Below are 22,230 nucleotides of genomic sequence, written 5' to 3'. Positions count from 1 at the left end.
TTGTAGGTTACGAATCCGATCGAGCCGGCGGCAACTCCAAAGTAAGTTGACCCAAAACACCAGTTCTAAAATCGTTTAACATCTGTCTCGCCGTTCGTTCGACATCTCCTTTATACCTGTCTTTTGCTACCTCGTGCAGATAATCTTCACCATTACTAGAGGCTGCATCTAATTTATACCTGGATTTAAAACCAGATAGTGATATCAACGTGTCATCAGCGGCCTCCAGCCCTTGGAGCAAATCTACCATAGCTGCTGCTACTACCTGATTGTCGTAAGCTGCTTCGCCAATATCTTCGCAAATAGCTAATTTTATGGCATTTTCTTGATTGTTAATTCGGGTTGGGATCACTCCGGGGGCGTCTAATAATTCAATTTCGTCAGAAATGCGAATCCATCGCAGCGATTTAGTTACTCCAGCTCTGCGGGCACTGTCCACCACTCTCCGCCCTAACAGCCGATTAATTAAAGCAGATTTTCCCACATTGGGAAATCCCATTACCACTGCCCGGACTGGACGGGGCAGCATACCTCGATCGAACCTTCTTTTATTTAGCTGCACCCCAGCATTCTGCACCGCATCCGCCACAGCGTCTACTCCGTGACCGTGCTCGGCATTAGTAAAATACGCAGTTTCCCCCTGGGCCTCAAACCATGTTTCCCACGCCTCGCGCGATCGAGGCGTAATCATATCCATGCGGTTGACGACCAATACTCGCGGCTTGCCGCCCACCCAACTCGGCATTTGGGGGTGATAAGTAGCCAATGGAATGCGGGCATCTCGGACTTCGAGCACCACATCTACCCGCTTTAGCTGTTCTTTTAATGCCCGTTCAGCTTTGGCAATGTGACCGGGATACCAGTGAATTTTCATTAGTTATTAGTTATTAGTCATTAGTCAGCAGTCATTAGTCAGCAGTCATTAGTCAGCAGTCATTAGTCATTAGTCATTAGTTGCTGTGTCAGGGCGGGTTTACGCATACCCTGGATTTACATAATAGATACGGGTGAACCCGCCCCTACAGAATCTACGTTTATTTAGTCGGACACGATATAACACGTGACTAATGACTAATGACTAATAACTAATGACTAATAACTAAGGCACAATCAAAACTGCACAAGGAGACAGATTGATCACCCGATTGGTAACGCTGTCAGACGCCCCATCATCGGTTAAACCCATCCCCCGACAGCCCATCACAATCAAATCGGCCCCAATTTCGTCAGCCACATCGCAAATCGTGAAAGCAGGTTTGCCTTCCCGTTCGATGATTTCAGCTTCAATTCCCTGCTGGGAAAACATCGATTGGGCCTCAGAAAGAAGTTTGGCGACTGCTTCGGGGGAAGTCATCACCTCTCGCGCGGGGGCGTCGGCCTCCTCGGCTGGGGGCTCGACTACCGACAGAATAACTAAGCGAGAACCGTAGGTTTTTACGATATTGACCACCTTTTCGGCAGCTTCGCGGGCTTCTCGGCTTTGATCTACAGGAAATAAGACTGTCTTGAACATACTGCACATCTCCGGGACACGGACTCCGATAAAATGTTTAGGTTAAGCCAATCAGTGCCGTTTGTTCCATCTTCCGTTTTTTGTACGGGCGCGGTTGAATGCGTCCGAGGCCGGGGTGCAAGTTACCAGTGCCGCCATTTCAACGGAATTCGACAAAAACACACATATTAGGAGGTTAATCCTGTGACAAAAAAAACTGTAGCAAATTTATCGGCATCGGACTTATCGGGCAAACGGGTATTGGTGCGGGCGGACTTTAACGTGCCGCTCGACAACGGCAATATCACCGATGATACTCGCATCCGGGCGGCTCTGCCGACAATTCAAGATTTAGCGTCCAAGGGCGCTAAGGTGATTTTGTGCAGCCACTTCGGCCGTCCCAAGGGTGTGACGGAGAAGTTGCGCTTGACGCCGGTTGCTGTGCGCCTGTCGGAATTGTTGGGCAAAGAAGTCAAAAAGACTGACGACTGCATCGGTGATGAAGTCGCTGCTACAGTCGCCGCGATGCAAGATGGCGATGTGCTGTTGCTGGAAAATGTCCGCTTCTACCCAGAGGAGGAGGCAAACGACCCGGAATTTGCTAAGAAGTTAGCTTCTGTGGCCGATTTGTATGTCAATGATGCTTTTGGTACGGCTCACCGGGCTCACGCTTCTACTGAGGGCGTTACTAAGTATCTGAGCCCTTCTGTGGCTGGGTTTTTGATGGAGAAGGAACTGCAATATCTCGGCAGTGCGATCGACAATCCTCAGCGTCCTTTAGCTGCTATAATCGGCGGTTCTAAGGTTTCCAGCAAGATTGGAGTCATTGAAAAACTGTTGGAAAAGTGCGACAAACTGCTGTTGGGCGGTGGCATGGTTTTCACGTTCTACAAAGCTCGCGGCTTGAACGTTGGCAAGTCTTTGGTGGAAGAGGACAAGCTGGAATTGGCTAAGTCTTTGGAAGAGAAGGCGAAGGAACGGGGAGTTACTTTTCTGTTACCTACTGATGTGGTAGTTGCTGACAAGTTTGATGCCCAGGCTAACACTCAAACTGTTCCTGTAGAAAGCATCCCGGAAGGTTGGATGGGTTTGGATATCGGCCCGGATTCAGTAAAAACTTTCCAAGATGCTTTGGCCGATTGCAAAACGGTAATCTGGAACGGGCCGATGGGCGTGTTTGAGATGGAGAAGTTTGCTGTAGGAACTGAAGGTATTGCTCGGTCTTTGGCTGGACTTACTCAAACTGGTACTACCACAATTATCGGTGGTGGTGACTCGGTGGCGGCTGTGGAACAGTTGAATTTAGGTGAACAAATGAGCCACATTTCCACTGGTGGCGGTGCTAGTTTGGAGTTGCTAGAAGGTAAGGAATTGCCGGGTGTTGCTGCTTTAGATGAAGCTTAATTAAGTTAAGTAGGGCGGGCTTGGCCCGCCTTGCTGGAAGCAGGTCTATATCCTTGGCTGCAAATCATTTTTTTGAAAATTTACCGCAGAGGGCGCAGAGAACGCAGAGCAAGAGGAAAGAGAGAAGGATATGGGTTTAAAGTCTACAGTTTGCTAGTATAATTTGTTGGAAGTAGCAGTGAGGTTTGTTTGTGAAACTTAAACTCTTGGCAACTGTAACGGCAAGTTTAGCTTTGTTTGGGCTGGCAGCTCCCGTTAAGGCTCAAAATCCAGATCATGTTAGGCAATTGCTGGAAACTAAAGAGTGCGAAGGCTGTGACTTGAGAAATGCTGATTTGTTCAAGGCTAGCTTGTACAGAGCTAATTTAAGAGGAGCGGATTTAAGCGGAGCAAATCTCTATGAAGCTAATTTGCTAGAAGCGGATTTAAGTGATGCTAATTTGGCAAATGCTAATTTGGTTAATGCCGAGATGTACGGGGCTGAATTGAATGGTGCTAATCTGCGAAATGCGGATTTGTCTAATGCTTTTTTGGGGCGAGCGAATCTGACGAGTGCGGATTTGCGCGGTGCTAAACTTTTTAAGGCGAATCTGGGCGAAGCTTTTCTACTGCAAGCTAATTTGTCGAATGCCGATTTGAGACGTTCGCTGCTGTTTAGAGTTAATTTGAATCGTGCGAATTTAAGCGGAGCGGATATGTCTTTCGCGGATGTGCGCGATACTAATTTGCAGAATGCTATTTTGTCAAATACTAGGCTTCCTGGGGCTCAATTGGCGGGGACAAATATTGATGCGGCGAATAACGTGCGGCAGGCTGATTTGGAACGTGCCAACTTGCGAGGTACGAATTTGGGGCCGGGGGTTTGCGTGAGCACTAATTTTCCTTATTGTGTTTTGAATGTGGAAGAAAAATTTTAGACTCTAGTTCCCAGATTCATCTGTGGAGTAAATCTAAAATCTAAAATCTAAAATCTAAAATCCCCTGGCTGGCGCACCCTAGGTTGAACTCGGAGCTAAGTTTGAGGTGGTTTGTATCCTCTTTCTAGGGCAAATCTCACAAGCTGGGCCCGATTTTCTAACTGTAATTTGCTGAAAATGCTGCCTAAATGAGCTTGCACAGTCCGGGGGCTATTGACACTCCTGGGCCTGAAGGCATGAGGATTCTTCGATCTACGAGCTGACTTGCTCTAATTGGATTTCTCCAACCAAAGTAGAGGTCAATTCTCCCGAAGCGTTGTTTGCATCTAGTGCAAAGGTTCCGGTATGCCCTACCGTAGCCAATCCCCGACTTAGGATATTTCTCGCGGCGTTGAAATCTCTATCTAGCAAACATCCACACTTACAAACATGAGTCCTTGTAGATAGAGTCTTTTTGACAATTTCACCGCAACTAGAGCATTCTTGACTGGTATATTGCGGATTTACCGCAACTGTTACACGCTCGAATACTTTTCCAAAATATTCGAGCCAGACACGGAATTTATACCAAGATGCGTCGTTAATAGACTTAGCAAGACAGTGATTCTGCACCATATTCTTAATTCTCAAATCTTCGTAGGCTATCAAGTCGTTTGACTGAATTACGGACCTTGCCAACTTCACGGCATGGTCTTTACGTTGCCTGCTTATTTTGAGATGGCGCTTGCCGAGAATCTGTCGAGCTTTGCCTCTGTTTTTTGAACCTTTAACTTTCCTAGATACTCGACGATGACTGCGTTTGAGAATGCGTTCGCCTTTTCTCAGGAATCTAGGGTTTTCAACCGTGACTCCATTTGAATCAGTATAGTATTCTTTCAGTCCAACATCTAATCCAATTGTGCTACCAGTTGGCTCTGTGTTTTCCTTTCGGCTGACATCAATACAGAACTGGACGTACACACCATCAGCACGTTTAACCAATCGAACCCGTTTAATTTGGCTAATTTGGTAAAAATGCAGGTCGCGTGTACCTTTGAGTTTAAGTTTGCCAATTCCTTTTTTGTCAGTGAAAGTTATCGATTTTCTGTCATCTGCAAGCTTCCATCCAGTTGACTTGTACTCAACCGAACGGCAGTCTCGCTGGAATTGCGGATACCCTTTTTTACCAGGAATCTTTTTCTTGCAGTTTTCGTAGAATCGAGAGATAGCTGCCCAAGCGCGTTCAGCACTCGACTGCCTTGCCTGGGAGTTGAGTTCATCAGCAAACGGAAACGTAGCTGCCAGTACAGCACAGTATTTATTCAAGTCGTATTTGTTCTTTTTAGGATTGTCCATCCAATAGCGCAAACAGCTATTGCGGACAAACTGAGCGGTACGAATTGCTTCATCTACTGCCTTGAACTGGCTTGATTTTCCGTAAGATTTAAACTCAAAAACTAGCATTGCTCTACCTCCAGTCTTATGCTACCGCAGTCGGCACAAAACGGAGATATGTGCAATGAAAAGTTACAATTCAAGCCGTCCTAGAAGGACGGGGTTTTTAACCCAGTTTTTCGATAAAGGGGACTAACTGTCCCAAACGGGTAGTTCGCAAACGGCGACAAAACTCAAACCCGTCCATTTCCGGCATCATGACATCTGAAATTACCAAATCTGGGGGGGCATTTTCAAAAATCGAGAGCGCCTCAACTCCTGAATTAGCGCATTCCACCCGATATCCTTGACTTTCCAAGTACATTGCTAAGACTGTTTGACAGTCTGCTTCGTCGTCAACCACTAATATTCTTTCCATGACAGGCTTGCACCAATTCGAGTTGGACAGTTCTTGAAACTGCCAGTCCCAAAGTAGGAACTTAATTGAGTTTACCTCCTGCAACTTGATAAAGGCTCGCAATTTCAACACGCCACACTTTCTCAAATCGTCCGATTAGGGGGGCCTAGCGCATAAAAGGGGAAGCAGTAGAGCAATATGGGGAACAATACTTTCTTTGACTCGCCTATCATCAAAAGCTACAAATTTTTATGAGGAAGCGTCCACTTTTATGCAGAAAATAGAAGGTAAAAGAAAGAATTTTATCCTATTAAACAGAAATCTTAGTGACACTTATACTATTCCTAGACGCGACATTGAAAGGTTTTTAGATTTTTCGGGTTCGGACACAGGTACAAAAGGGACAACGCGACTAGGTGCTGCTGGGGGTGGCGCGAACAAACTCGGGTCGGCAACCAACATACTTTCAATTATCGCTGCTGGTTCGGGGCGACTGAACAGATACCCCTGTATGATATCGCACTGATGTTGTTTCAAAAATTCTAGTTCTGCTTCTGTTTCCACTCCCTCAGCAATTACAGTCATATTCAAACTGTGACCAAGTAAAATTACTGCTGTAGTAATAGCAGCATTTTGAGTATCTTCGTTGGCATTACGGACGAAAATTCGATCGATCTTTAAGCTGTCAAAAGCAAATTGCTTGAGATATCCTAAAGTAGCGTAACCGGTGCCGAAGTCGTCAATAGCAATCCGAATTCCTAGAGCTTTTAGTTCGTTTAAAGTAGCGCCTGCTACTGTCGCATTTTCCACCAAAGCGCTTTCGGTCATTTCTAATTCTAAATTCGCAGGCTCTAAACCTGTAGTTTCCAATATTTGCACGATTCGCGCCTTGAGTTCCGGGTCGGACAACTGCCGGGCCGACAAGTTTACTGATATTGTAAAGGGCGAAAACCCCGCCGCCAGCCAACTAGCGGCTTGAGCGCAAGCTGAAAGCAGTACCCACTCGCCAATCTGAATAATTAAACCTGTTTCTTCTGCTAAGGGAATAAATTCGCAGGGAGAAATTATACCTCGATCGGGATTTTGCCAGCGCACTAAAGCTTCGGCGCCGATAACTTGGCCGGTAGCAATATTCACTTGTGGTTGATAATATACCTGAAACTCACCTTGTTCCAAAGCGTGGCGCAGCAAAGCTTCGAGAGCAAACTTTTCAGGAGAGAGGGTTGTAACCTTGGTGGAGTCGTTAACTAAATCTTTGAGTCTGGCTTCTGCTTGGTGAAGCGCGACTGTCAGCGGTTGAGTAATAGTTTGCCGCTTCAAGACGCGAGAAGCAATGGCTCCCAGCAATTCAGCCTTGGTAAACGGCTTTGTCAGGTAATCGTCGGCCCCCAATTCCATCCCCCGACGAAAATCGGTTTTGTCACTTTGAGCCGTGAGGAAAATAAATGGAATTGTTGCAGCTAGCGAGTTTTGCCGCAGAGTCCGCAACACGTCATAACCGTCTAGTTCCGGCATCTGCACGTCGCACAAAATTAAATCCGGTATCTCCGAAAGTGCCATCTGCACCCCAGCTCGACCGTTTTCGGCCGCAATGACCCGGTAGCTGTGAGATTCCAGGAGTTGCAGAAGAGTTTCCCGGATTAATTCGTCGTCTTCAATCACCAAAATTTTGAGCATGATACTTAGATAACAGATGCCACTATATATCTGAACCTGACTAACTCTAGCATAATCAAACTAGCAAATTAATAATTCAGCTAATTAGCCAATAAACCATTAGTTAAATGGCTGAATATTTCCCCTGGGTTCTTAATTGACACTCCTGCGCCTAAAGGCGTGAGGATTCTTCGTTCACCGACCCAACTTGCCCAGACAAGATTGCTCCAGCCTGAGTAGAGGTCGAATCTCCCGAAGCGTTCGGATTTAAAATCCAGGTTCCTACATGACCTGTAGTACCCAAGGCTAAATTCAGGATATTCAGAGCTGCATTCCAATCCCTATCTAGCTCAAGTCCGCACTTGCAACTATGCGTCCTAGTAGATAGAGATTTTTTTACAGTAGTCCCGCAGTTGGAACACTTTTGCGAAGTATAAGCTGGATTAACCGCCACCGTTACTTTGCCGAACTTAATTCCAAAATATTCCAACCATTTCCTGAATTGATACCAACCCGCATCATTAATTGACTTAGCGAGACAATGATTCTTCACTAGGTTTTTAACCCTCAAGTCTTCATAGGCGACCAAATCGTTAGATTGGATTACGCAACGCGCTATTCTCTTAGCGTGTTCTTGACGCTGCCTACTTATTTTGAGGTGTACTCGCCCTAGTCGATTAATGGCTTTCTTTCGGTTGGTAGAGCCTTTCTTTTTGCGAGAAACGCGGCGTTGTCGAGACTTCAGTCGCTTCTCACCTTTCTTATAGAATCTGGGGTTCGGTTCACTATGTCCGTTGCTGTCGGTATAAAACTCTTTAAGTCCAACATCTAAACCGATTGTTCGCCCACTCGAAGTTGTTTCAACTTGGCATTCAATCCTGATTACAAATTGGACATAGTAACCGTCAGCACGTTTAACCAAACGTACCCGCTTAATTTGCTCGACTTGGTAGAAGTTTAAGTCCCACGTCCCTTTCAGCTTGAGTCTGCCGATACCTTTTTTGTCGGTAAAAGTGATTTGCTTGCGCGTCGGGGAAAGTGACCACCCTGAAGTCTTATACTCAACTGAGCGACAGTTTTTATTAAATTTTGGATAGCCTTTCTGACCGGAAACCTGGCGCTTGCAATTGTCGTAGAACCGAGCGATTGAAGTATAAGCACGTTCAACCGAAGCTTGACAAGCATGGGAATTTAAAGTCTTGACAAACGGAAATTCAGCCCGCAACGCTGTGTTGTAGCGATAAAGCTCTTTCTGTCCCACGCCGTGATTGTCCATCCAGTAACGGATGCACTTGTTGCGGACAAACTGAGCGGTTCTAATCGCCTCATCTATAGCAGTGTATTGGGTTGTTTTTCCTTTAACTTTAAATTCCAGAACTATCATTTGACGTGGAAAAACCCTACGGCAATAGTCTAACATAAAAAAGTCGCCCGCTTATGGGCGAGGCTTGAAACCCAAATTTTTGGTCACACTCAAAGAACTGCCCAAATTGGGAAGATTTCGATCTCTTTCAAGAGCAGAAAACTGCTGAGTCCGACTCGTTTGATAAACTTTTATTACAAAATACCCAATATTTCTCATAAAAAAAATAGCCAAGAGTTTCAATGCGCCGATGGCGGAAATTACTCAGGCTATCACTTATATGATGTCCGGTTAATTGTTTATAATGAGTCCGTGTTTGTACTGAAAACTAGAGTTTTCTCTCCAGGGATGAATCAGGATGCAGCCTCCTGATTCATCCAAAAAAAGATACTTGCTTTCAGACAACAGTCGTGGAGAGATAAAAATTTTAGATTAAGGTTCAATCTCCCAGATTCATTTGTGCAGTAAATCTAACCTCTAAAATCGACTAACGGAGAACTTAATTATGGTTCTCTAACCCGAAATCCTATTATGCGCTGCCTTAATTCACAGGCTTAGTGGAATTCGCGCAAAACTTTTCATCTACAATTGCAGAAGTGATACTGACAGCGTGCATGGATGAGGACGGAATTATCAGGTCTTGCGGAACTACCACGGTCTTTTTACAAACCAGCTCGCTACTGCCTACAGAGGCAAAGTTCCAAGCATAAAATTCGGGAGTGCTGACTGTCGCATTGGCCGGATGTAAACCTAGTGCAGTCACTAATACTAATCCAAAAGTCACTAAAGCTACGATCGCGAATCTCAGCATATTCTTTGTTTGAACAGGAAAACTTACCCGATCGGTATTACCTTATTATTACGCGGGTGGATAGAGAGCGTCAATCGATTTTAGATTTTAGATTTTAGATTTTAGATTGAAGCCTTGAGCCCACGGAGAAATTCGGGGGTTCCTTTATCGGTTACAGGTTTTTTATTTCTGGACGGATGAATCCGGGGGCTTGTATCCTGGATGCTTGATTGTCAATAGCAGTTATTCGGCCGTCAGATTCAACTGGTAAGCGATCGGCTCAGATGCTTGAGAAACTACCACGAATTCATAAAAACCAGTATCATCCAGCAATCCAGACCAACTAAGCCCCTCTGCATCTTCCAGCAAAGCTCGCGCGCCCTTTGTCCGCCCCGGAGTATAAATTGACAGTAGAGTAGATTTGCGCGGTGCTTGCAAATTCACCCGCAAAGTTTGATTGAGAGCGAACCTGGCAATGTAAGCTTTCCCTTCTCCGGGTTTGAGATTGCCTGTGAGGCGTTTGCTGTTCGAGAGGCGATCGAATTCAACGCTTTCGACAGTTGCTCCAGCTTGTAAGGCTTCGAGTTGGTCGGCGGTAATTGCTTGCCAAATTTGTCCGATCGGCAAACCGATGATATTGCGATCGCGCGGCTGTTGTGGAAACCAATAAAAAAACCTAGCATCAGCCAAATCGTAGAGAGCCCGACTGCTCAAATTCAGCTTGTTAACCTCAGTTTTCCAGCGATCGATATCAGTAGTGTCGTAAGTACCCAACCGTGCTCTAGCGTCGCTGCTGAGATTTTCCAGCTTGTCGAGCAACTCGTCGCCGATTTTCTGCCACCTTTCGCGCCATTGGCGATCGTCATCGCCTTCTTTTAACAATCGTCCCCCCAATTCCGGGTATTTGGCATAGAAAGTCTCGTCCACAAGGTTGACGTAACCGTTATAGAATCGATCGTCAATTTTGAGCTTTACAAAGCGATCTTGCAAAGCATCTTCTTGCTCCTGTTTCGGGCTTGAAGGCTGGGGAACTTTCTGCACTTTTGATTGCAGATTTAACAAAGAATTGCCCGCAAACCAGCCAACTCCCCCCATACTTGAGAGCACCGCCACCACGAACAAAACCATTTTCCAAGCAGGCATCTTTTGCTGATGGCCAATAGCAGCAACTCGCACCGGAGTTCCCGGCAGTTTTGGCGTGGGGGCGGGTACGGGTATAGGCGAGAAATCCGGCGGCTGCGTGATCCCAAAATCCGGGGCTGGCGGCAAAGGTGGCTGTAAAGGCGGATTGCCGGAGAGAGCGAGCATTACCTCGCGAGCCGAGGAGTAACGCTGGCTCGGCTGCTGAGCAAGCATTTTATCCAGCACCAGGGACAAATTCGGAGACAGAGAACATTCCGCCCGCCAATTCCAATTCAGCGTCTGGCTGTCGAGCAACTGATGGGGTTCCTTCCCCGTCAGCAACACCAAAACCGTGGCCGCCAGAGCGTACAAATCGCTGTGGGGAGAGACAATGCCCATCTGCATCTGTTCGAGGGGAGCATAGCCGAGCTTGCCGATGCGAGTCGCGGGGGCGAGAGTGCCGTTAGCCTCAGCGAAAAGAGACTCTACGGTGGCGGCGACTTGTTTTACTCCCCCAAAGTCGATGAGCACGGGCATTCCGTCAGAACTCCGCAGAATCAGGTTGTCCGGGGAGATGTCGCGGTGAATCACTCCCAAAGAGTGAATGTATTCGAGCAGGGGCAAAATCTGCAGCAGCAATTGATTGATTTCTGCTTCTATGAACCGCAAACCCTGACGCTTGCGGGCGTCGAGCAGAAAGCGGTAGGTTTGACCGGGCACGTAGTCTTGGACGAGAAATAGGTAGCCTCGATCGCTGATACTGACGCGGAAGAGTTCGCGAAAGCGCGGGATTTGATTGTGTTGCAGCTTGTAGAGCACTCCCGCTTCCCGCTCGAACAGTTCCTCGGATTTTTGTAAAGCGTAACTTCCATGTACTTGGGGCGCAAATTCTTTTAAAACGCAGGGTTCGTTAAATCGGTGGGCATCTTCAGCGAGGTAGGTGCGCCCGAAGCCTCCGTGTCCCAATTCGCGGACGATGCGGTAGTGGTTGTTGAGAGTTATGCCGGGGTAGATGGGATTGTTCATTGGAACTTGCTGCGTCTGATTTTCACGCTTGACTGAGACTGGGAGTTTTGGGCGATCGCTGAATTAATCTTGCCATAGTGTTTGACACTCCCACCCCTGAAGGGGATGAGATTCTTTAGGAATTTCGCCCTAAATATCCCAGAGAGACAATTGCTTGTACTCTGGGTTCTCGCCCACACGCCGTTTGCCTTTTTGGGGCAGCGTATTATCTGACGAGCGTTCGTACATTCCGACATTAAAAAGTGTCGTTTGTACTGGTTTCGGCGAGTCCCGCCGTACCTTTTTCTTGACAATATTTAACCCGTAGGTTTCTATTGCCTTAGTTTTCACATTCTTAGCAGCTTGTAAATTAGCATCATCAATATGTCCGCAATTAGTGCAAATAAACTTTTCACCATTGCGACTATTTTTATCAACTTGTCTACATTTACTACAAGTTTGACTGGTATATTTGGGGTTAATTTTATACAATTTCTTGCCTAGCTTCGCAGCCAAATATTCAAGTTTTTGAGTTAAACTATACCAACTTGCATCAGCAATAGAACGATTCAATCCTCGTTTAGCTGATTGACCATTAGATAAAAATCTACCAGCCTCAGACTTAACTGGTTTGCACCGTTTCATCATGTTTTTGACTGGTAAATCTTCAACCGTAACAGCATCAGCTTTTTTAACAATTCGATTAGCCACATCCCATTGATAAGATTCTCGTCGCTGTTGAATCCTGTTATGTAATTTACTCACCCTGAGTTGAGCTTTACTGCGATTCTTGCTTCCCTTTTGCTTGCGACTAACCCGCCTTTGTCTAATTTTCATTAAACGCTTAGTTTTTTTATTAGTAGCAAAACGCGGGTTGTCAATACTACTTCCATCAGACAAGTAAACCAATTTTCCTAATCCCATATCACAGCCAGTAATGGTTTTAATTTCACTGTCTGGGATTATTGGAAAATCTGGTACTGTCTTGTTTTCAATTCTAACTGAAACGTACCAACCATCAGCTTTCTGTCTAACTGTAACCGTCTTGATTTCAAATCCATCTGGAAGAGAACGCGAATTATAAAAACGCATCCATCCGATTTTAGGCAAATAGATTTTATTACCCTTGATTTTAATCCTTCCTGGTTTGTAACTAAAGGATTTAAAATCGTGACGACGTTTAAATTTGGGAAACCCAGCACCCTTGAAAAACTTATTAAAAGATTCGTTAACTCGAACTGTTATTAACTGTAAAACCCCAATATCAATCTCTTGATACCAGGGTCTAGCATCTTTTAATTCTTGCAGGTTTGCATCTTGCATCAAAACTACCGTGCGTTTAGGAGATCGATCTTTCTCCCCTTTTTTATTGGCTTTGCCACCACCACCTTTCCAGGGGTTAGCTAATTGCGTCCCCTTAACTAAACTGCAAGTCAAAGGTGTGATTTCAGCTTGTGTTTTCAAATCGGAATAGCTACCGCAAATAAATTGCTGATGCCAGCCATCAACACGGTCGCGCCAACACCAGTTGTAATTAGCTCGTAACATATCGAGCCATCCCGATAGTTTTTTAAGCTGTTGATTATTGGGGCGCAACTTATACTTGTAACTCAAAATCAATTCGCTCACCTCCTGAAGTTATTTTATCGTATATTGTAGATATTAACGACTTAACGACAGCTTCATATGCAAGACAAATGCAGACGCATCCCGACCCCTGAAGGGGTGGGCTTGCGGCGCGGTCAAACTCTGTCAGTGTTGATTAGTCGATCGGCAGCTTGGCTATCCCCTGTGGTTATTGTGAAAACAGCGGTTTCCTGCTATAGAAGTTTATCTACTGCGCCATATTTTCGATCGACCTCAAAGTGTGTTCAAATTTTTAGTGTCCAGCCCAATGTGCGATCGGGTGTTAGCGCTACTAATTGAATTTTGAGCGATCGAGGTGCCAAATACCCATTTTAAGGAGCAAATCATGCAGCCAGAACAGCGTCAGCGAGCAATGGGGGCGTTTGAAGAGTTTTTGAGGGCGCCGCTTGAGGAACGATTGCAACACCAACAGAATCGAGTTGCCGAATCCGGGGCGATGGCGCTTTTTCAAAAAGTCGCGGCCACAGTACCAGCTTACCAGAATTTCCTAGCTGAACATAACATCAATCCCGCCTCAATTCAAACCTTTGAAGACTTCCAAAAATTGCCGCTAATTACCAAAGAGAATTATTTACGCTGTCACCCGCTACCTCAGTTGTGCTACCACGGCAAATTAGAAACTTGCGATTTCATTGCTGTTTCATCGGGTTCGACAGGAAACCCGACATTTTGGCCGCGTTTTATCAGCGACGAGTTGCAAATTGCCACTCGTTTTGAACAAATATTTCACGACAGTTTTTACGCCGATAAGCGCTCAACTTTAGCTGTCATTTGCTTTGCGTTGGGAACTTGGGTAGGCGGAATGTACACGGCAAATTGCTGCCGCTATCTAGCGAGTAAAGGTTATCCAGTTACAGTTGTGACGCCAGGGAATAATAAGACTGAAATATTTCGAGTTGTGCAGGAACTTGGCGAGCATTTTGAGCAAGTAGTTTTGTTGGGATATCCGCCATTTATCAAGGATGTGATTGATAGCGGAATTGCTGGGGGTGTGGAGTGGCAAAAATATCGAATTAAGATGGTGTTTGCGGGGGAAGTGTTTAGCGAAGAATGGCGGAGTTTGGTGAGCGATCGCACTAATTCTGACAATCTATATTACAACTCTGCGAGCCTTTACGGTACTGCGGATGCGGGCGTTTTGGGCAACGAGACACCGCTGAGCATTTGTATCCGTCGCTTTTTAGCAAAGAATCCCGAAGCAGCACGCAATTTATTCGGGGAATCGCGGTTGCCAACGCTGGTGCAGTACGATCCCAAAAGCCGCTTTTTTGAAGTGAATAATGACGGCACGCTATTATTTTCTGGCGACAACGGCATCCCGCTAATACGCTATCACATCTCGGATAATGGCGGTTTAATTTCTTACGAAGCAATGCTCAATTTTTTGGCTGAATGGGGATTTAACCCTGTGGCAAGTTTGCAGCAAGCAGCAGGTATGAAAGTTTCTGATTTCCCCAGAGGAATTCGCTGTCTACCTTTTGTCTATGTCTTTGGGCGATCCTCTTCGAGGGCTTCGCTAACGCACTTTACCGTTTCTTACTTCGGTGCTAACATTTACCCAGAAAATGTCACCGTAGGTTTAGAAGTTCCCACCATTCGGGAATGGGTGACGGGAAAATTTGTACTGCAAGTCAGGGAGGATTCGGATCAAAATCGGTATTTATCGGTGGTTGTGGAATTAGCAGCGGGGGTGGAGGGCGACGAGGAGATGCAGCAGGCGATCGCATCTTCAATTCTCGCGCAATTGCGGCGGCTAAACAGCGAATTTGCTAATTATGTGCCGCCCGAATATCAGTTACCTGTGGTGACATTAACGGAGACGGGCGATGCGGAGTATTTTCCGATTGGGGTGAAGCACCGATACACGCGGCAGTAAGTAGTTTGAATTGATGATCTATCAGTTTTCAAAAGTCTTGTGTTATTCTATAATTAGGGTGACATTTGATGGTTCAGCTTAAAATATGCCAGCCCAAGACATCTACCACAATAATGTCAGAACCGCCCTAGAAAAAGATGGGTGGACGATAACCAAAGATCCCCTACCCTTAAAAATTGGCAAACGTACTCTCAGCGTCGATTTGGGTGCAGAAAAACTATTTGCTGCCGAAAAGCAAGGTCGCAAAATTGCTGTAGAAGTCAAAAGTTTCGTGAGTGCTTCACCAGTTCATGACTTAGAACAAGCTGTTGGACAGTATATTGTTTACGAAGATATTCTACAGCGAGCGGAACCTGAACGGATAATATATCTGGCCATTCGTGCAGAAGTTTATGCAGAAATCTTTTCTGAACCTATCGGGCAGATTTTGTTAGAGAACAAGAGATTTAAACTAATAGTTTTTGATTCATTAAAGGAGACAATTGTCAGATGGATACACTAGATGAATATCGCCAAATTGTTCGCAATGTTTTAGATAGTTATGCCCAGATTTCTTACGGACACGGAGAAATTAAAAGCAGCGTTATTGTTGACAGCGAACAAAACAATTTTTTACTAATGCACGATGGCTGGCAAGGGCCTAAAAGAATTCACGATTGTATCGTTCATGTGGAAATTATCGACGGCAAAATTTGGATTCAACAAGATGGTATAGAAACGGGAATTACCCCAGAACTTGTAGAATTAGGAGTGCCTAAAGACAAGATAGTTTTAGGGTTTCATCCGTATCATGTTCGGCAACATACGGGATATGCGATCGCCTAAACCAGCTTACAATACAGGAAAATTGAATGAAAGGACGATCGCTAAATTGTATCGGGATCAATATTTAATTCTCGCAGTTTCGCGGCCAGGCGATCGGCTCGTTGAGCTTCTTGTCCGGCTCGTTGAGTCTCCGTTTCTGCAACCTCTTGAGGAGTAGGGACAAGCTCTCCTTCTGCTGTAAAGAAACGCAATTTTCCGCCACAAATTCCGAGACTCAAATCGAGCTGCTGACTCCGCAGATGCCCGAATTCGTTCGGTGCGATTGCTTCATATTCCCCGTCAACTAAATGAAACCCAGCTAATTCTAAAGTTTCTGGGTCAAACCAAAAGTAGTCGTGAGTGCGAAAAGTATCTTGATACAGTTGTTTTTTAAAGTTTTTATCTACATCCGCTGTTTTGGGAGACAGGATTTCAACGATAATATTGGGGTACTTTCCCTCTTCTTCCCAAACTACCCAGCTTTTCCGAGTTTTTCGTTCTGTTCCGAGTACCACAAAAAAGTCTGGGCCTCGGAAGTCCTTCGATTTGAGTTGCTTGGGACTGTAATAAATGGTGAGGTTTCCAGCAGCATAGAAATTGTTTCTATCTCGCCACAGCCATTCTAGACAGTTGAAGAGTAGGATTATTTGTCGGAGATGCAGTTCTGTTTCCACGGGAGGTTCGTCACTGTATAAATCGCCTGAAGGAAAGATAACATTTTCTGGTATCTCTTGTTCTACTATCTCTTGTTCTGGTATTTCTTGGGTAGTAGCTAATTCTGCGGTTGCGGACATGGCTGCTGGGTGAGGAGTAAGAGGTTGTGTGTCTATTTTAGCAAGCTTTTCATATCTCTGCCGAGGACTATTCTGAAAGCCCGATCGCACTTTTTGCCGAAAAGCGCGATCGAACACCGAACAATTAGTCTTTAACTATTAGCAATAGTCGTTTTATTGACCGTCAGTTTGTCTGAGAGCAACCAGAATTTCCGGTCGTTTCATGCGCGCGTAGCCCCGCACTTTCCTGTCTTTGCCGATCGCCTTCAACCGTCTCAGCGAAAGACTTTCGTAGTCTTCCTCTGGGAACGGGGACGGAAACGGCAACTCTAACTGCAACTGCGGTAACTGAGGTTTTTGCTGTGCTTTCGACTGCTTATTAGCCTGCTTCTTAGGCTGTGTTTTTGACGGGGTTTTCGGTTGTGCTTCTGGCTGTATTTCTGAGTGAGTCGCTGCGGCTCCCAGTTGGCGGCGGAGCGTTTCAATTTGATTTTTCAGGTCATTTTCTACGTTTTCAATAGCCTCGGAAACAAACTCATTAATTTTTTGGACTGTGCGTTCTAATTTTATTGACAGCAGTTTTTCCAGTTCATCCAACTGCCTCAAAGCACCTTCAAGATTTACCTCAGAAATAACAGCCGATGTTTGCGGACGGTTGCTGCTCGATTGTTCAATTTTTCTAGCCATTTTATCTACCTTTTCCTGAAATGCTTTTTCCACTTGTTCGAGCAAATGCTTAATCTGTTCTATTTGGTTACGCTCAAAGTTCTGCTCAGTTAGAGCTTTTACGTGCTTTTTTAGCAGGTCTTCATTTTTTTTTACAGATTGTTCTATTTGTTTAGTTAGACTGTCTACCTTTTTTTGAAATGATAGCTCAAATTGTTGCAGTAGAGTCTCAATTTGTGCAGTTTTCTGAGTCGGTTGCGGAGCTAAATGTTCCATTTCGGCTTGAGCAACAGCTACCTCCTCGTCGGTCATTTCAAATACCCACGCCCACATTTGCTCGATGCCGAGTTCTTTAGCCACAATACACCAATCTGAGCCGCAGACTACTTCATATTCTTCTTCGTTGCTGTAAGCTTCAGTGGGGCGTACAATTAAAGGAATCAAGTTGCTGCCTTGCTCGATCAAACTTCTCCTGAGAGCTTCGCGGCGTTCGCGAGGAATTTCGCCCCGATGAAACTCTGGTACTGCAATTTGGGAAGTGTAAATCTGACTGTGACTAATTGGCTTAATCCGCAAATATTCAACTATTCGGTTTTGATCGGACGATCGATCCATCTTGTTACAAGTCCCCTTTTGTCATTAAAATCTGGTGTGTAGGTATTTCTGTATATCTACGCGGCTTCCCGTGGGGTGACATCCCTCGCGATGGCGTCCCGCCCTCGCCCGTGCTACGGCAAAAGTTACTGCAATTCCTAAAAAAAGCGACTGTGATGAGTTTAACTGCCTGCGGGACACCAATGATCCACTGCTTTACTCATCTTTACTTATTTTGGAGTAGAGACTCACTGAGTCAAAGTTGCGAGTAGCCGCAGGAGTTGCGAGTTATGAGTATTTTTGCCACTTGTCAATTATTTTAACCATTGTTTTGTCGGTTAACCCTTTAACACGTTCCACCACATTTGCAAATGAGACAAACGGCCGCGCATCTCGCTCTTTGAGTATTATTTGGATTACTGGAAGCTTCAAGCCAGCATCTTTCAAATTAGCCGACAGTTGATTTTTCTCTAAAGTATTGAGTGCTTCCAACAGCGACATTGATTCGGAAGCTACGTTTTCAAATTCTGGTATCCTCTCTACCACCACTTGTTTTTCGGGTGGCGACTCTGATTTCAACTCATTAATTCTGTTTTCTAACCCAGCTTCAACTAACAGAGGTACTTGTTGTAAGATTCGGTTTTCAAGTTCTTGTATACTCTGCGCTAAAACTTTTTGTTCACGGGCGTACTCGGCTTTTAATTCATTAATTTGACTTGCAAACAAGGCTTGAATATTTGTTAGTCGCTGTTCTAAACTAGATGAATCTTCGGGAGTTTCATTTTCACCTAAATTAGGGACTTCTACCGAAGAAACCGCGTTTGTTATTGAATCTGCGGGCGGCGACGAAGTATTTTCGTACAAAAACCCGGTTTCTGGGTTATCAACTAAATTCTCATTTTTGGCTGATTTCCTCAGCGCTTGAACTTGTTCCAAAAGCAATTCTTCATTTTCGGGTTCAAGAATAAATGCTCCGATTGTCTCGCCTTTTTGAGGGTGAATTTCCCTGGCTTTCGCAGCAGCGTAGTATTCAAAGTCTCCGTCTACTATCTCGTAGGCATCCATACCGTTGCGACGGACAATTATGGGGTTGATCAATCCTCCTAATTCTAAAATCAGTTGCGCCAGTTTCTCCAAATCCGGCTCTGCAAAATTGGAACGGGGCACTGCGGATGTAATTTTTTTCACTGCAACCAGTGACGGAGATAATTTTTTCATTAGTTTTTACCTATTTTTTCCAAAACTTCCATTGCTAGCATTTCAAATTCTTGGGATGCGATGGAATCCGGCTTAAAGTCTAGCACTGAAATGGGATCGGCGATTTCCATATTTCCCACGATTTGAAATTGTTCTGCACACTTGGCCAAATCATCTCTCTCGTAAATTACGCTGTCCATGATTTCCAGGCCGTAGCGTTTGGGAATTGCCTCCCTCCGCTTGGGCAAACTGTACTGTACAAATTTACTATTAGTTGAGATTTTGCAAGAGAGTACGCCTAAAACTTCTAGTGGTTTCTTGCCAATTTGTTTTTTGAATCCGTTGACTTTTTTAATAAAATCCTTGACATTAATCAGTCCTTGATTGGCAAAAGGTTTTAAGTCAGAAGGAATAATTAAATAATCCGCCGCAATTAGAGCAACTCTAGCATAAAAATTCAAAGATGGCGGCGTATCAATCAGTACAAGATCATATTTATCCTGTACTTCTGCTAGTTTCTGAATTAAAATCATGCGGCTGTAATCTAGTTGATTGAGTTCCGTTTCATATTGCATTAAATCTATATGGGAAGGAATCACATCAATTTCGGGATGGCAAAAATTAGACTTGCGAGCTACTTGTGCGATGGAAAAAAATTCTTCTGATTGCAAAACTTGAAGAATATTATTATCTTTCAAATCGTCTTGTTCTTCATCCTCAAATTTTACTAAACCAGTCGCAAAGGTTGTATTCGCTTGACTATCTAAGTCGATTACCAAGACTCTCTTACCTTTCTTGCTCAGCGCTGCCGCTAAATTGACTACTGTTGTAGTTTTGCCAACGCCGCCTTTATTGTGGTAAACTGCAATGATTTTCATTGTATTTTGAGTTTTTGGGGGAACGGTTACATCGGATTTAACTTGAGGCTTAACTGGATTATTTTCAGGTATTTGTTGGGGTTCAGAGATTTGACTTGGCTCAGGTTCTGCGGGGGCGGGATTCTTGGGCTGTACTGGGACTTCGCTCATTAACTCAGGACTAACCAAATTAATTTTACTATCTTCCAGTTTGAGATTATCGGGATTTTTTATAAAGTTTAAACGATCTCTGCCAATTAAAGCGATAATTTCCTCAATTCTATTTTCAAGGTCTTGTCCAGCACACTTAAAGACTAGCTGAATATCATCGGCGACTCTTTCGTAAATTCTAATTTCTTTACCGTTAGTTATGAGTCCGTAGCGGATGCTCAAACTTGTTAAATAGCGAGTTAGTTTTCGCAGGTGGCGGTCTAAATTTTCCTTCGGATGTTTTGCCTCCATGACTACACTCATCGGCGAGTCTGTCTCGACGACTATGGGGATAACTTGGGTGGCAAATGAGAGGAAGTCTAGACGAATATTCCCAAATGCTATTTCTTGGTGCCAAGTGTCGGGCGTATAGCCTAACTTTGGTAGCAGATAGCTGACAATGAGTTTGCTTTCTACTTCGCTTTCGTTGCGACAGTTATTGGGATTGAAAGTCATTCGATTTTAGATTTTAGATTTTAGATTTTAGATTGGGAATGACTGATTTAATAATGGTACGGATTGTGATATTGACAGTAGGGCGCGCATTTAAGTTGTATATTCAGGGCGGGCGGGACGCCCACCCCACAAGACTTTATTTTTTTTTACCGACAATTTAAATGCCGCAACAGCTTAGGGCGCGCATTCCGTCCTTTACAAAGGCTACGGAGTTTAATATCGAAAAACCCGGTTTGTCAAACACAACCGGGTTTTTAGGGGATTAATCGCGTTTCAAACTTACTTGGTTTGAGCGTTAAATTCTTGCAATGTCTGATAGCCGCCAGCGGGATTGTATAGGTGACAGTTGTCGGCAATCCGCTTCATTAAAGACCAAGAAAATTCTGTTTCGTAGAGATGATCTTGCCAATTTTCCTTTAAGCTGCTGTGGGCGAGGCGCAAATTGTACCAGGGAATAGCAGTTGAAAGGTGGTGGGGAACGTGCACGTTAATGTCGTGGCACAGAAACTCTACCCAGCGGGGATAATCGCAGTGAACTGTTCCCGATAGTTGCGCTTGGGCTTCGTTCCATTCTTCGGGTTCTTTAAATGAAATGTCTGGTGCTGTGTGGTGAACGATCGTAAAAGTGCTCATCCAGAAATGGTAAACCAGCCAGGGCATCAACCAAAATTTGACAAATCCCCAAATGCCTGTGGTTGCAATTAAAATCGGGAATCCGATCGCAGCACCGATTAAAACGACCAAAACTGAAAACCGCACTTGTTCTTGTTTCTGTTGGCCTTTGAAGCGCCACCACATAAAGTGCACTTTTGCCCAGTGGGCGATCGAGCCAATCCACCACATCCGACCGAATATTAAACTATAAGCTATTTGTAAAGCCTTGGGCGCGGCAGCGTAGTCTTCTGCTGTCATCGGCTGCCAAGCATTATCTTCGCCAAGTTTGTTGGTGTGCTTGTGGTGATAGTTGTGCCCGTGCCGCCATGCGTGAAACGGATAAATTAACGGCAGAAATGCAATATGTCCGACTAAATCGTTTACCCAGCGGCGGTTAGCAAATGACCGATGACCGCAGTCGTGGCCGATCACAAAAAAACCGGTTAATCCGGTACCTGTGAAAATCCACATCAGGGGTAGTAGAAACCAAGGAGATACTGCTATGCCCCAGTAACCGACCGCTACTAGCAAAACGTTGACGATTACTTTTGTCCAAGCTTTGCGGGGGTTTTTGACGAATACTTCCCGCGGCAGGGTTTTGAGAATATCTTTGAGGCGCAGGTTGGAGGTGTCACTTGCGGATGTCAAATTTAGTGGTTTTTCGATCGATGCTGTCATAAATAGATTTCGATTCTCCGTATGCCATGAGGATGGCTTAACAAATTAGCGCCATAAAATGTCAGCTCGTTGCCAGCTTGTGGCAGACGAGTTGAGCAGTAGGCAAGCGCGTTTTAGCAAATGCTAGCGAGCGCTATCCGCAGTTAGGAATTTCTAGCACTTTTGGCAAAAAATACTGCGGGTAGCAAAACCTTTGTTTTTTTGACACTCCCCAACCTAAAGGTGTGGGGATTCTTAATTCAGCGACTAACCTTTAAGTGCTACGTCCTTGCGGCAATACTCAAACCTTTTAACCGTA

Annotated in this window: 20 protein-coding genes and 1 pseudogene; 5 read left to right on the top strand and 16 right to left on the bottom strand. The window is 44.8% G+C overall.

What is annotated here, in order from left to right; all coding sequences use genetic code 11:
• Positions 1 to 7: 7 nt before the first annotated feature.
• Complete coding sequence (ylqF, locus tag QT992_RS16570) at positions 8 to 874, bottom strand: ribosome biogenesis GTPase YlqF (RefSeq protein WP_333340153.1); 867 nt, start codon at positions 872 to 874, stop codon at positions 8 to 10.
• Positions 875 to 1,099: 225 nt separating this feature from the next.
• Complete coding sequence (locus QT992_RS16565) at positions 1,100 to 1,513, bottom strand: universal stress protein (RefSeq protein ID WP_333128466.1); 414 nt, start codon at positions 1,511 to 1,513, stop codon at positions 1,100 to 1,102.
• 183 nt (positions 1,514 to 1,696) lie between these two features.
• Here QT992_RS16565 and QT992_RS16560 point away from each other — a divergent pair, with 183 nt between their 5' ends.
• Both QT992_RS16560 and QT992_RS16555 read left to right on the top strand, forming a co-directional pair.
• Positions 1,697 to 2,896 (top strand): phosphoglycerate kinase, encoded by a 1,200-nt coding sequence (locus QT992_RS16560; RefSeq protein ID WP_333340155.1) that lies wholly within the window; start codon positions 1,697 to 1,699, stop codon positions 2,894 to 2,896.
• Between the two features lie 191 nt (positions 2,897 to 3,087).
• The gene (locus QT992_RS16555) at positions 3,088 to 3,813 is read left to right on the top strand and encodes a pentapeptide repeat-containing protein (protein ID WP_333340158.1); all 726 of its coding nucleotides are present in this window, start codon (positions 3,088 to 3,090) and stop codon (positions 3,811 to 3,813) included.
• A 95-nt stretch (positions 3,814 to 3,908) separates the two neighbouring features.
• On the opposite strand, the gene QT992_RS16550 is transcribed toward QT992_RS16555, so the two are convergent.
• From QT992_RS16550 to QT992_RS16510, 9 genes and pseudogenes are all read right to left on the bottom strand, one after another.
• Complete coding sequence (locus QT992_RS16550; RefSeq protein ID WP_445251157.1) at positions 3,909 to 4,013, bottom strand: hypothetical protein; 105 nt, start codon at positions 4,011 to 4,013, stop codon at positions 3,909 to 3,911.
• Between the two features lie 52 nt (positions 4,014 to 4,065).
• The gene (locus tag QT992_RS16545; RefSeq protein ID WP_333319817.1) at positions 4,066 to 5,256 is read right to left on the bottom strand and encodes a transposase; all 1,191 of its coding nucleotides are present in this window, start codon (positions 5,254 to 5,256) and stop codon (positions 4,066 to 4,068) included.
• A 97-nt stretch (positions 5,257 to 5,353) separates the two neighbouring features.
• Positions 5,354 to 5,716: a response regulator gene (locus QT992_RS16540; protein WP_333340161.1), complete on the bottom strand. Its 363-nt coding sequence runs from the start codon at positions 5,714 to 5,716 to the stop codon at positions 5,354 to 5,356.
• A gap of 201 nt (positions 5,717 to 5,917) precedes the next feature.
• Positions 5,918 to 7,261 carry an EAL domain-containing response regulator gene (locus QT992_RS16535; RefSeq protein ID WP_333340164.1) on the bottom strand — a complete coding sequence of 448 codons (1,344 nt, stop codon included), beginning with the start codon at positions 7,259 to 7,261 and terminating at the stop codon, positions 5,918 to 5,920.
• Between the two features lie 151 nt (positions 7,262 to 7,412).
• Positions 7,413 to 8,624 (bottom strand): transposase, encoded by a 1,212-nt coding sequence (locus QT992_RS16530; protein WP_333319823.1) that lies wholly within the window; start codon positions 8,622 to 8,624, stop codon positions 7,413 to 7,415.
• 520 nt (positions 8,625 to 9,144) lie between these two features.
• The gene (locus QT992_RS16525) at positions 9,145 to 9,414 is read right to left on the bottom strand and encodes a hypothetical protein (protein ID WP_015177486.1); all 270 of its coding nucleotides are present in this window, start codon (positions 9,412 to 9,414) and stop codon (positions 9,145 to 9,147) included.
• Positions 9,415 to 9,636: 222 nt separating this feature from the next.
• Entirely contained in the window at positions 9,637 to 11,541 is a 1,905-nt protein-coding gene (locus QT992_RS16520) for a serine/threonine-protein kinase (RefSeq protein ID WP_333319826.1), read from the bottom strand.
• A 129-nt stretch (positions 11,542 to 11,670) separates the two neighbouring features.
• Positions 11,671 to 12,843: a transposase gene (locus tag QT992_RS16515; protein ID WP_333319849.1), complete on the bottom strand. Its 1,173-nt coding sequence runs from the start codon at positions 12,841 to 12,843 to the stop codon at positions 11,671 to 11,673.
• A 183-nt stretch (positions 12,844 to 13,026) separates the two neighbouring features.
• Positions 13,027 to 13,149, bottom strand: a pseudogene (locus QT992_RS16510) (helix-turn-helix domain-containing protein); the annotation flags it as partial.
• Positions 13,150 to 13,462: 313 nt separating this feature from the next.
• On the opposite strand from QT992_RS16510, the gene QT992_RS16505 reads away from it, so the two are divergent.
• The 3 genes from QT992_RS16505 to QT992_RS16495 all read left to right on the top strand — a co-directional run bounded on the left by QT992_RS16505 (position 13,463) and on the right by QT992_RS16495 (position 15,868).
• Positions 13,463 to 15,043, top strand: a complete 1,581-nt coding sequence (locus QT992_RS16505; RefSeq protein WP_333377334.1) for a phenylacetate--CoA ligase family protein — start codon at positions 13,463 to 13,465, stop codon at positions 15,041 to 15,043.
• Positions 15,044 to 15,128: 85 nt separating this feature from the next.
• Positions 15,129 to 15,545: an element excision factor XisH family protein gene (locus QT992_RS16500; protein ID WP_333340170.1), complete on the top strand. Its 417-nt coding sequence runs from the start codon at positions 15,129 to 15,131 to the stop codon at positions 15,543 to 15,545.
• Positions 15,533 to 15,868: a XisI protein gene (locus tag QT992_RS16495; RefSeq protein ID WP_333340173.1), complete on the top strand. Its 336-nt coding sequence runs from the start codon at positions 15,533 to 15,535 to the stop codon at positions 15,866 to 15,868. The genes QT992_RS16500 and QT992_RS16495 overlap by 13 nt, the downstream gene beginning before the upstream one ends.
• 41 nt (positions 15,869 to 15,909) lie before the next feature.
• Here QT992_RS16495 and QT992_RS16490 read toward each other — a convergent pair whose 3' ends face one another.
• The 5 genes from QT992_RS16490 to QT992_RS16470 form a co-directional block, all read right to left on the bottom strand.
• Positions 15,910 to 16,641: a Uma2 family endonuclease gene (locus QT992_RS16490; protein ID WP_333340194.1), complete on the bottom strand. Its 732-nt coding sequence runs from the start codon at positions 16,639 to 16,641 to the stop codon at positions 15,910 to 15,912.
• A 153-nt stretch (positions 16,642 to 16,794) separates the two neighbouring features.
• Positions 16,795 to 17,901 carry a Rho termination factor (modular protein) gene (locus tag QT992_RS16485; RefSeq protein ID WP_333340175.1) on the bottom strand — a complete coding sequence of 369 codons (1,107 nt, stop codon included), beginning with the start codon at positions 17,899 to 17,901 and terminating at the stop codon, positions 16,795 to 16,797.
• 267 nt (positions 17,902 to 18,168) lie between these two features.
• Positions 18,169 to 19,098, bottom strand: coding sequence for a ParB N-terminal domain-containing protein (locus tag QT992_RS16480; RefSeq protein WP_333340177.1), 930 nt, complete (start codon positions 19,096 to 19,098; stop codon positions 18,169 to 18,171).
• On the bottom strand, positions 19,098 to 20,600 hold the full coding sequence (locus QT992_RS16475; RefSeq protein ID WP_333340180.1) for an AAA family ATPase: 1,503 nt from the start codon (positions 20,598 to 20,600) through the stop codon (positions 19,098 to 19,100). The genes QT992_RS16480 and QT992_RS16475 overlap by 1 nt, the downstream gene beginning before the upstream one ends.
• Before the next feature lie 279 nt (positions 20,601 to 20,879).
• Positions 20,880 to 21,932, bottom strand: coding sequence for a fatty acid desaturase (locus QT992_RS16470; RefSeq protein WP_333319842.1), 1,053 nt, complete (start codon positions 21,930 to 21,932; stop codon positions 20,880 to 20,882).
• Positions 21,933 to 22,230 lie beyond the last annotated feature (298 nt).

It is taken from the genome of Microcoleus sp. T3_D1, assembly GCF_036700405.1.
Classification (GTDB): domain Bacteria; phylum Cyanobacteriota; class Cyanobacteriia; order Cyanobacteriales; family Microcoleaceae; genus Microcoleus.
Note: the sequence above shows the minus strand (reverse complement) of the source record. Positions and strands in the feature narration are given on the sequence as shown.

Bases quoted from the DNA above. Each gene is read 5' to 3' on its own strand.
- ylqF (WP_333340153.1), bottom strand. From the start codon at position 874: ATGAAAATTCACTGGTATCCCGGTCACATTGCCAAAGCTGAACGGGCA.
- QT992_RS16565 (WP_333128466.1), bottom strand. From the start codon at position 1,513: ATGTTCAAGACAGTCTTATTTCCTGTAGATCAAAGCCGAGAAGCCCGC.
- QT992_RS16545 (WP_333319817.1), bottom strand. From the start codon at position 5,256: ATGCTAGTTTTTGAGTTTAAATCTTACGGAAAATCAAGCCAGTTCAAG.
- QT992_RS16535 (WP_333340164.1), bottom strand. From the start codon at position 7,261: ATGCTCAAAATTTTGGTGATTGAAGACGACGAATTAATCCGGGAAACT.
- QT992_RS16530 (WP_333319823.1), bottom strand. From the start codon at position 8,624: ATGATAGTTCTGGAATTTAAAGTTAAAGGAAAAACAACCCAATACACT.
- QT992_RS16525 (WP_015177486.1), bottom strand. From the start codon at position 9,414: ATGCTGAGATTCGCGATCGTAGCTTTAGTGACTTTTGGATTAGTATTA.
- QT992_RS16520 (WP_333319826.1), bottom strand. From the start codon at position 11,541: ATGAACAATCCCATCTACCCCGGCATAACTCTCAACAACCACTACCGC.
- QT992_RS16515 (WP_333319849.1), bottom strand. From the start codon at position 12,843: ATGCAAGATGCAAACCTGCAAGAATTAAAAGATGCTAGACCCTGGTAT.
- QT992_RS16500 (WP_333340170.1), top strand. From the start codon at position 15,129: ATGCCAGCCCAAGACATCTACCACAATAATGTCAGAACCGCCCTAGAA.
- QT992_RS16495 (WP_333340173.1), top strand. From the start codon at position 15,533: ATGGATACACTAGATGAATATCGCCAAATTGTTCGCAATGTTTTAGAT.
- QT992_RS16490 (WP_333340194.1), bottom strand. From the start codon at position 16,641: ATGTCCGCAACCGCAGAATTAGCTACTACCCAAGAAATACCAGAACAA.
- QT992_RS16485 (WP_333340175.1), bottom strand. From the start codon at position 17,901: ATGGATCGATCGTCCGATCAAAACCGAATAGTTGAATATTTGCGGATT.
- QT992_RS16480 (WP_333340177.1), bottom strand. From the start codon at position 19,098: ATGAAAAAATTATCTCCGTCACTGGTTGCAGTGAAAAAAATTACATCC.
- QT992_RS16475 (WP_333340180.1), bottom strand. From the start codon at position 20,600: ATGACTTTCAATCCCAATAACTGTCGCAACGAAAGCGAAGTAGAAAGC.
- QT992_RS16470 (WP_333319842.1), bottom strand. From the start codon at position 21,932: ATGACAGCATCGATCGAAAAACCACTAAATTTGACATCCGCAAGTGAC.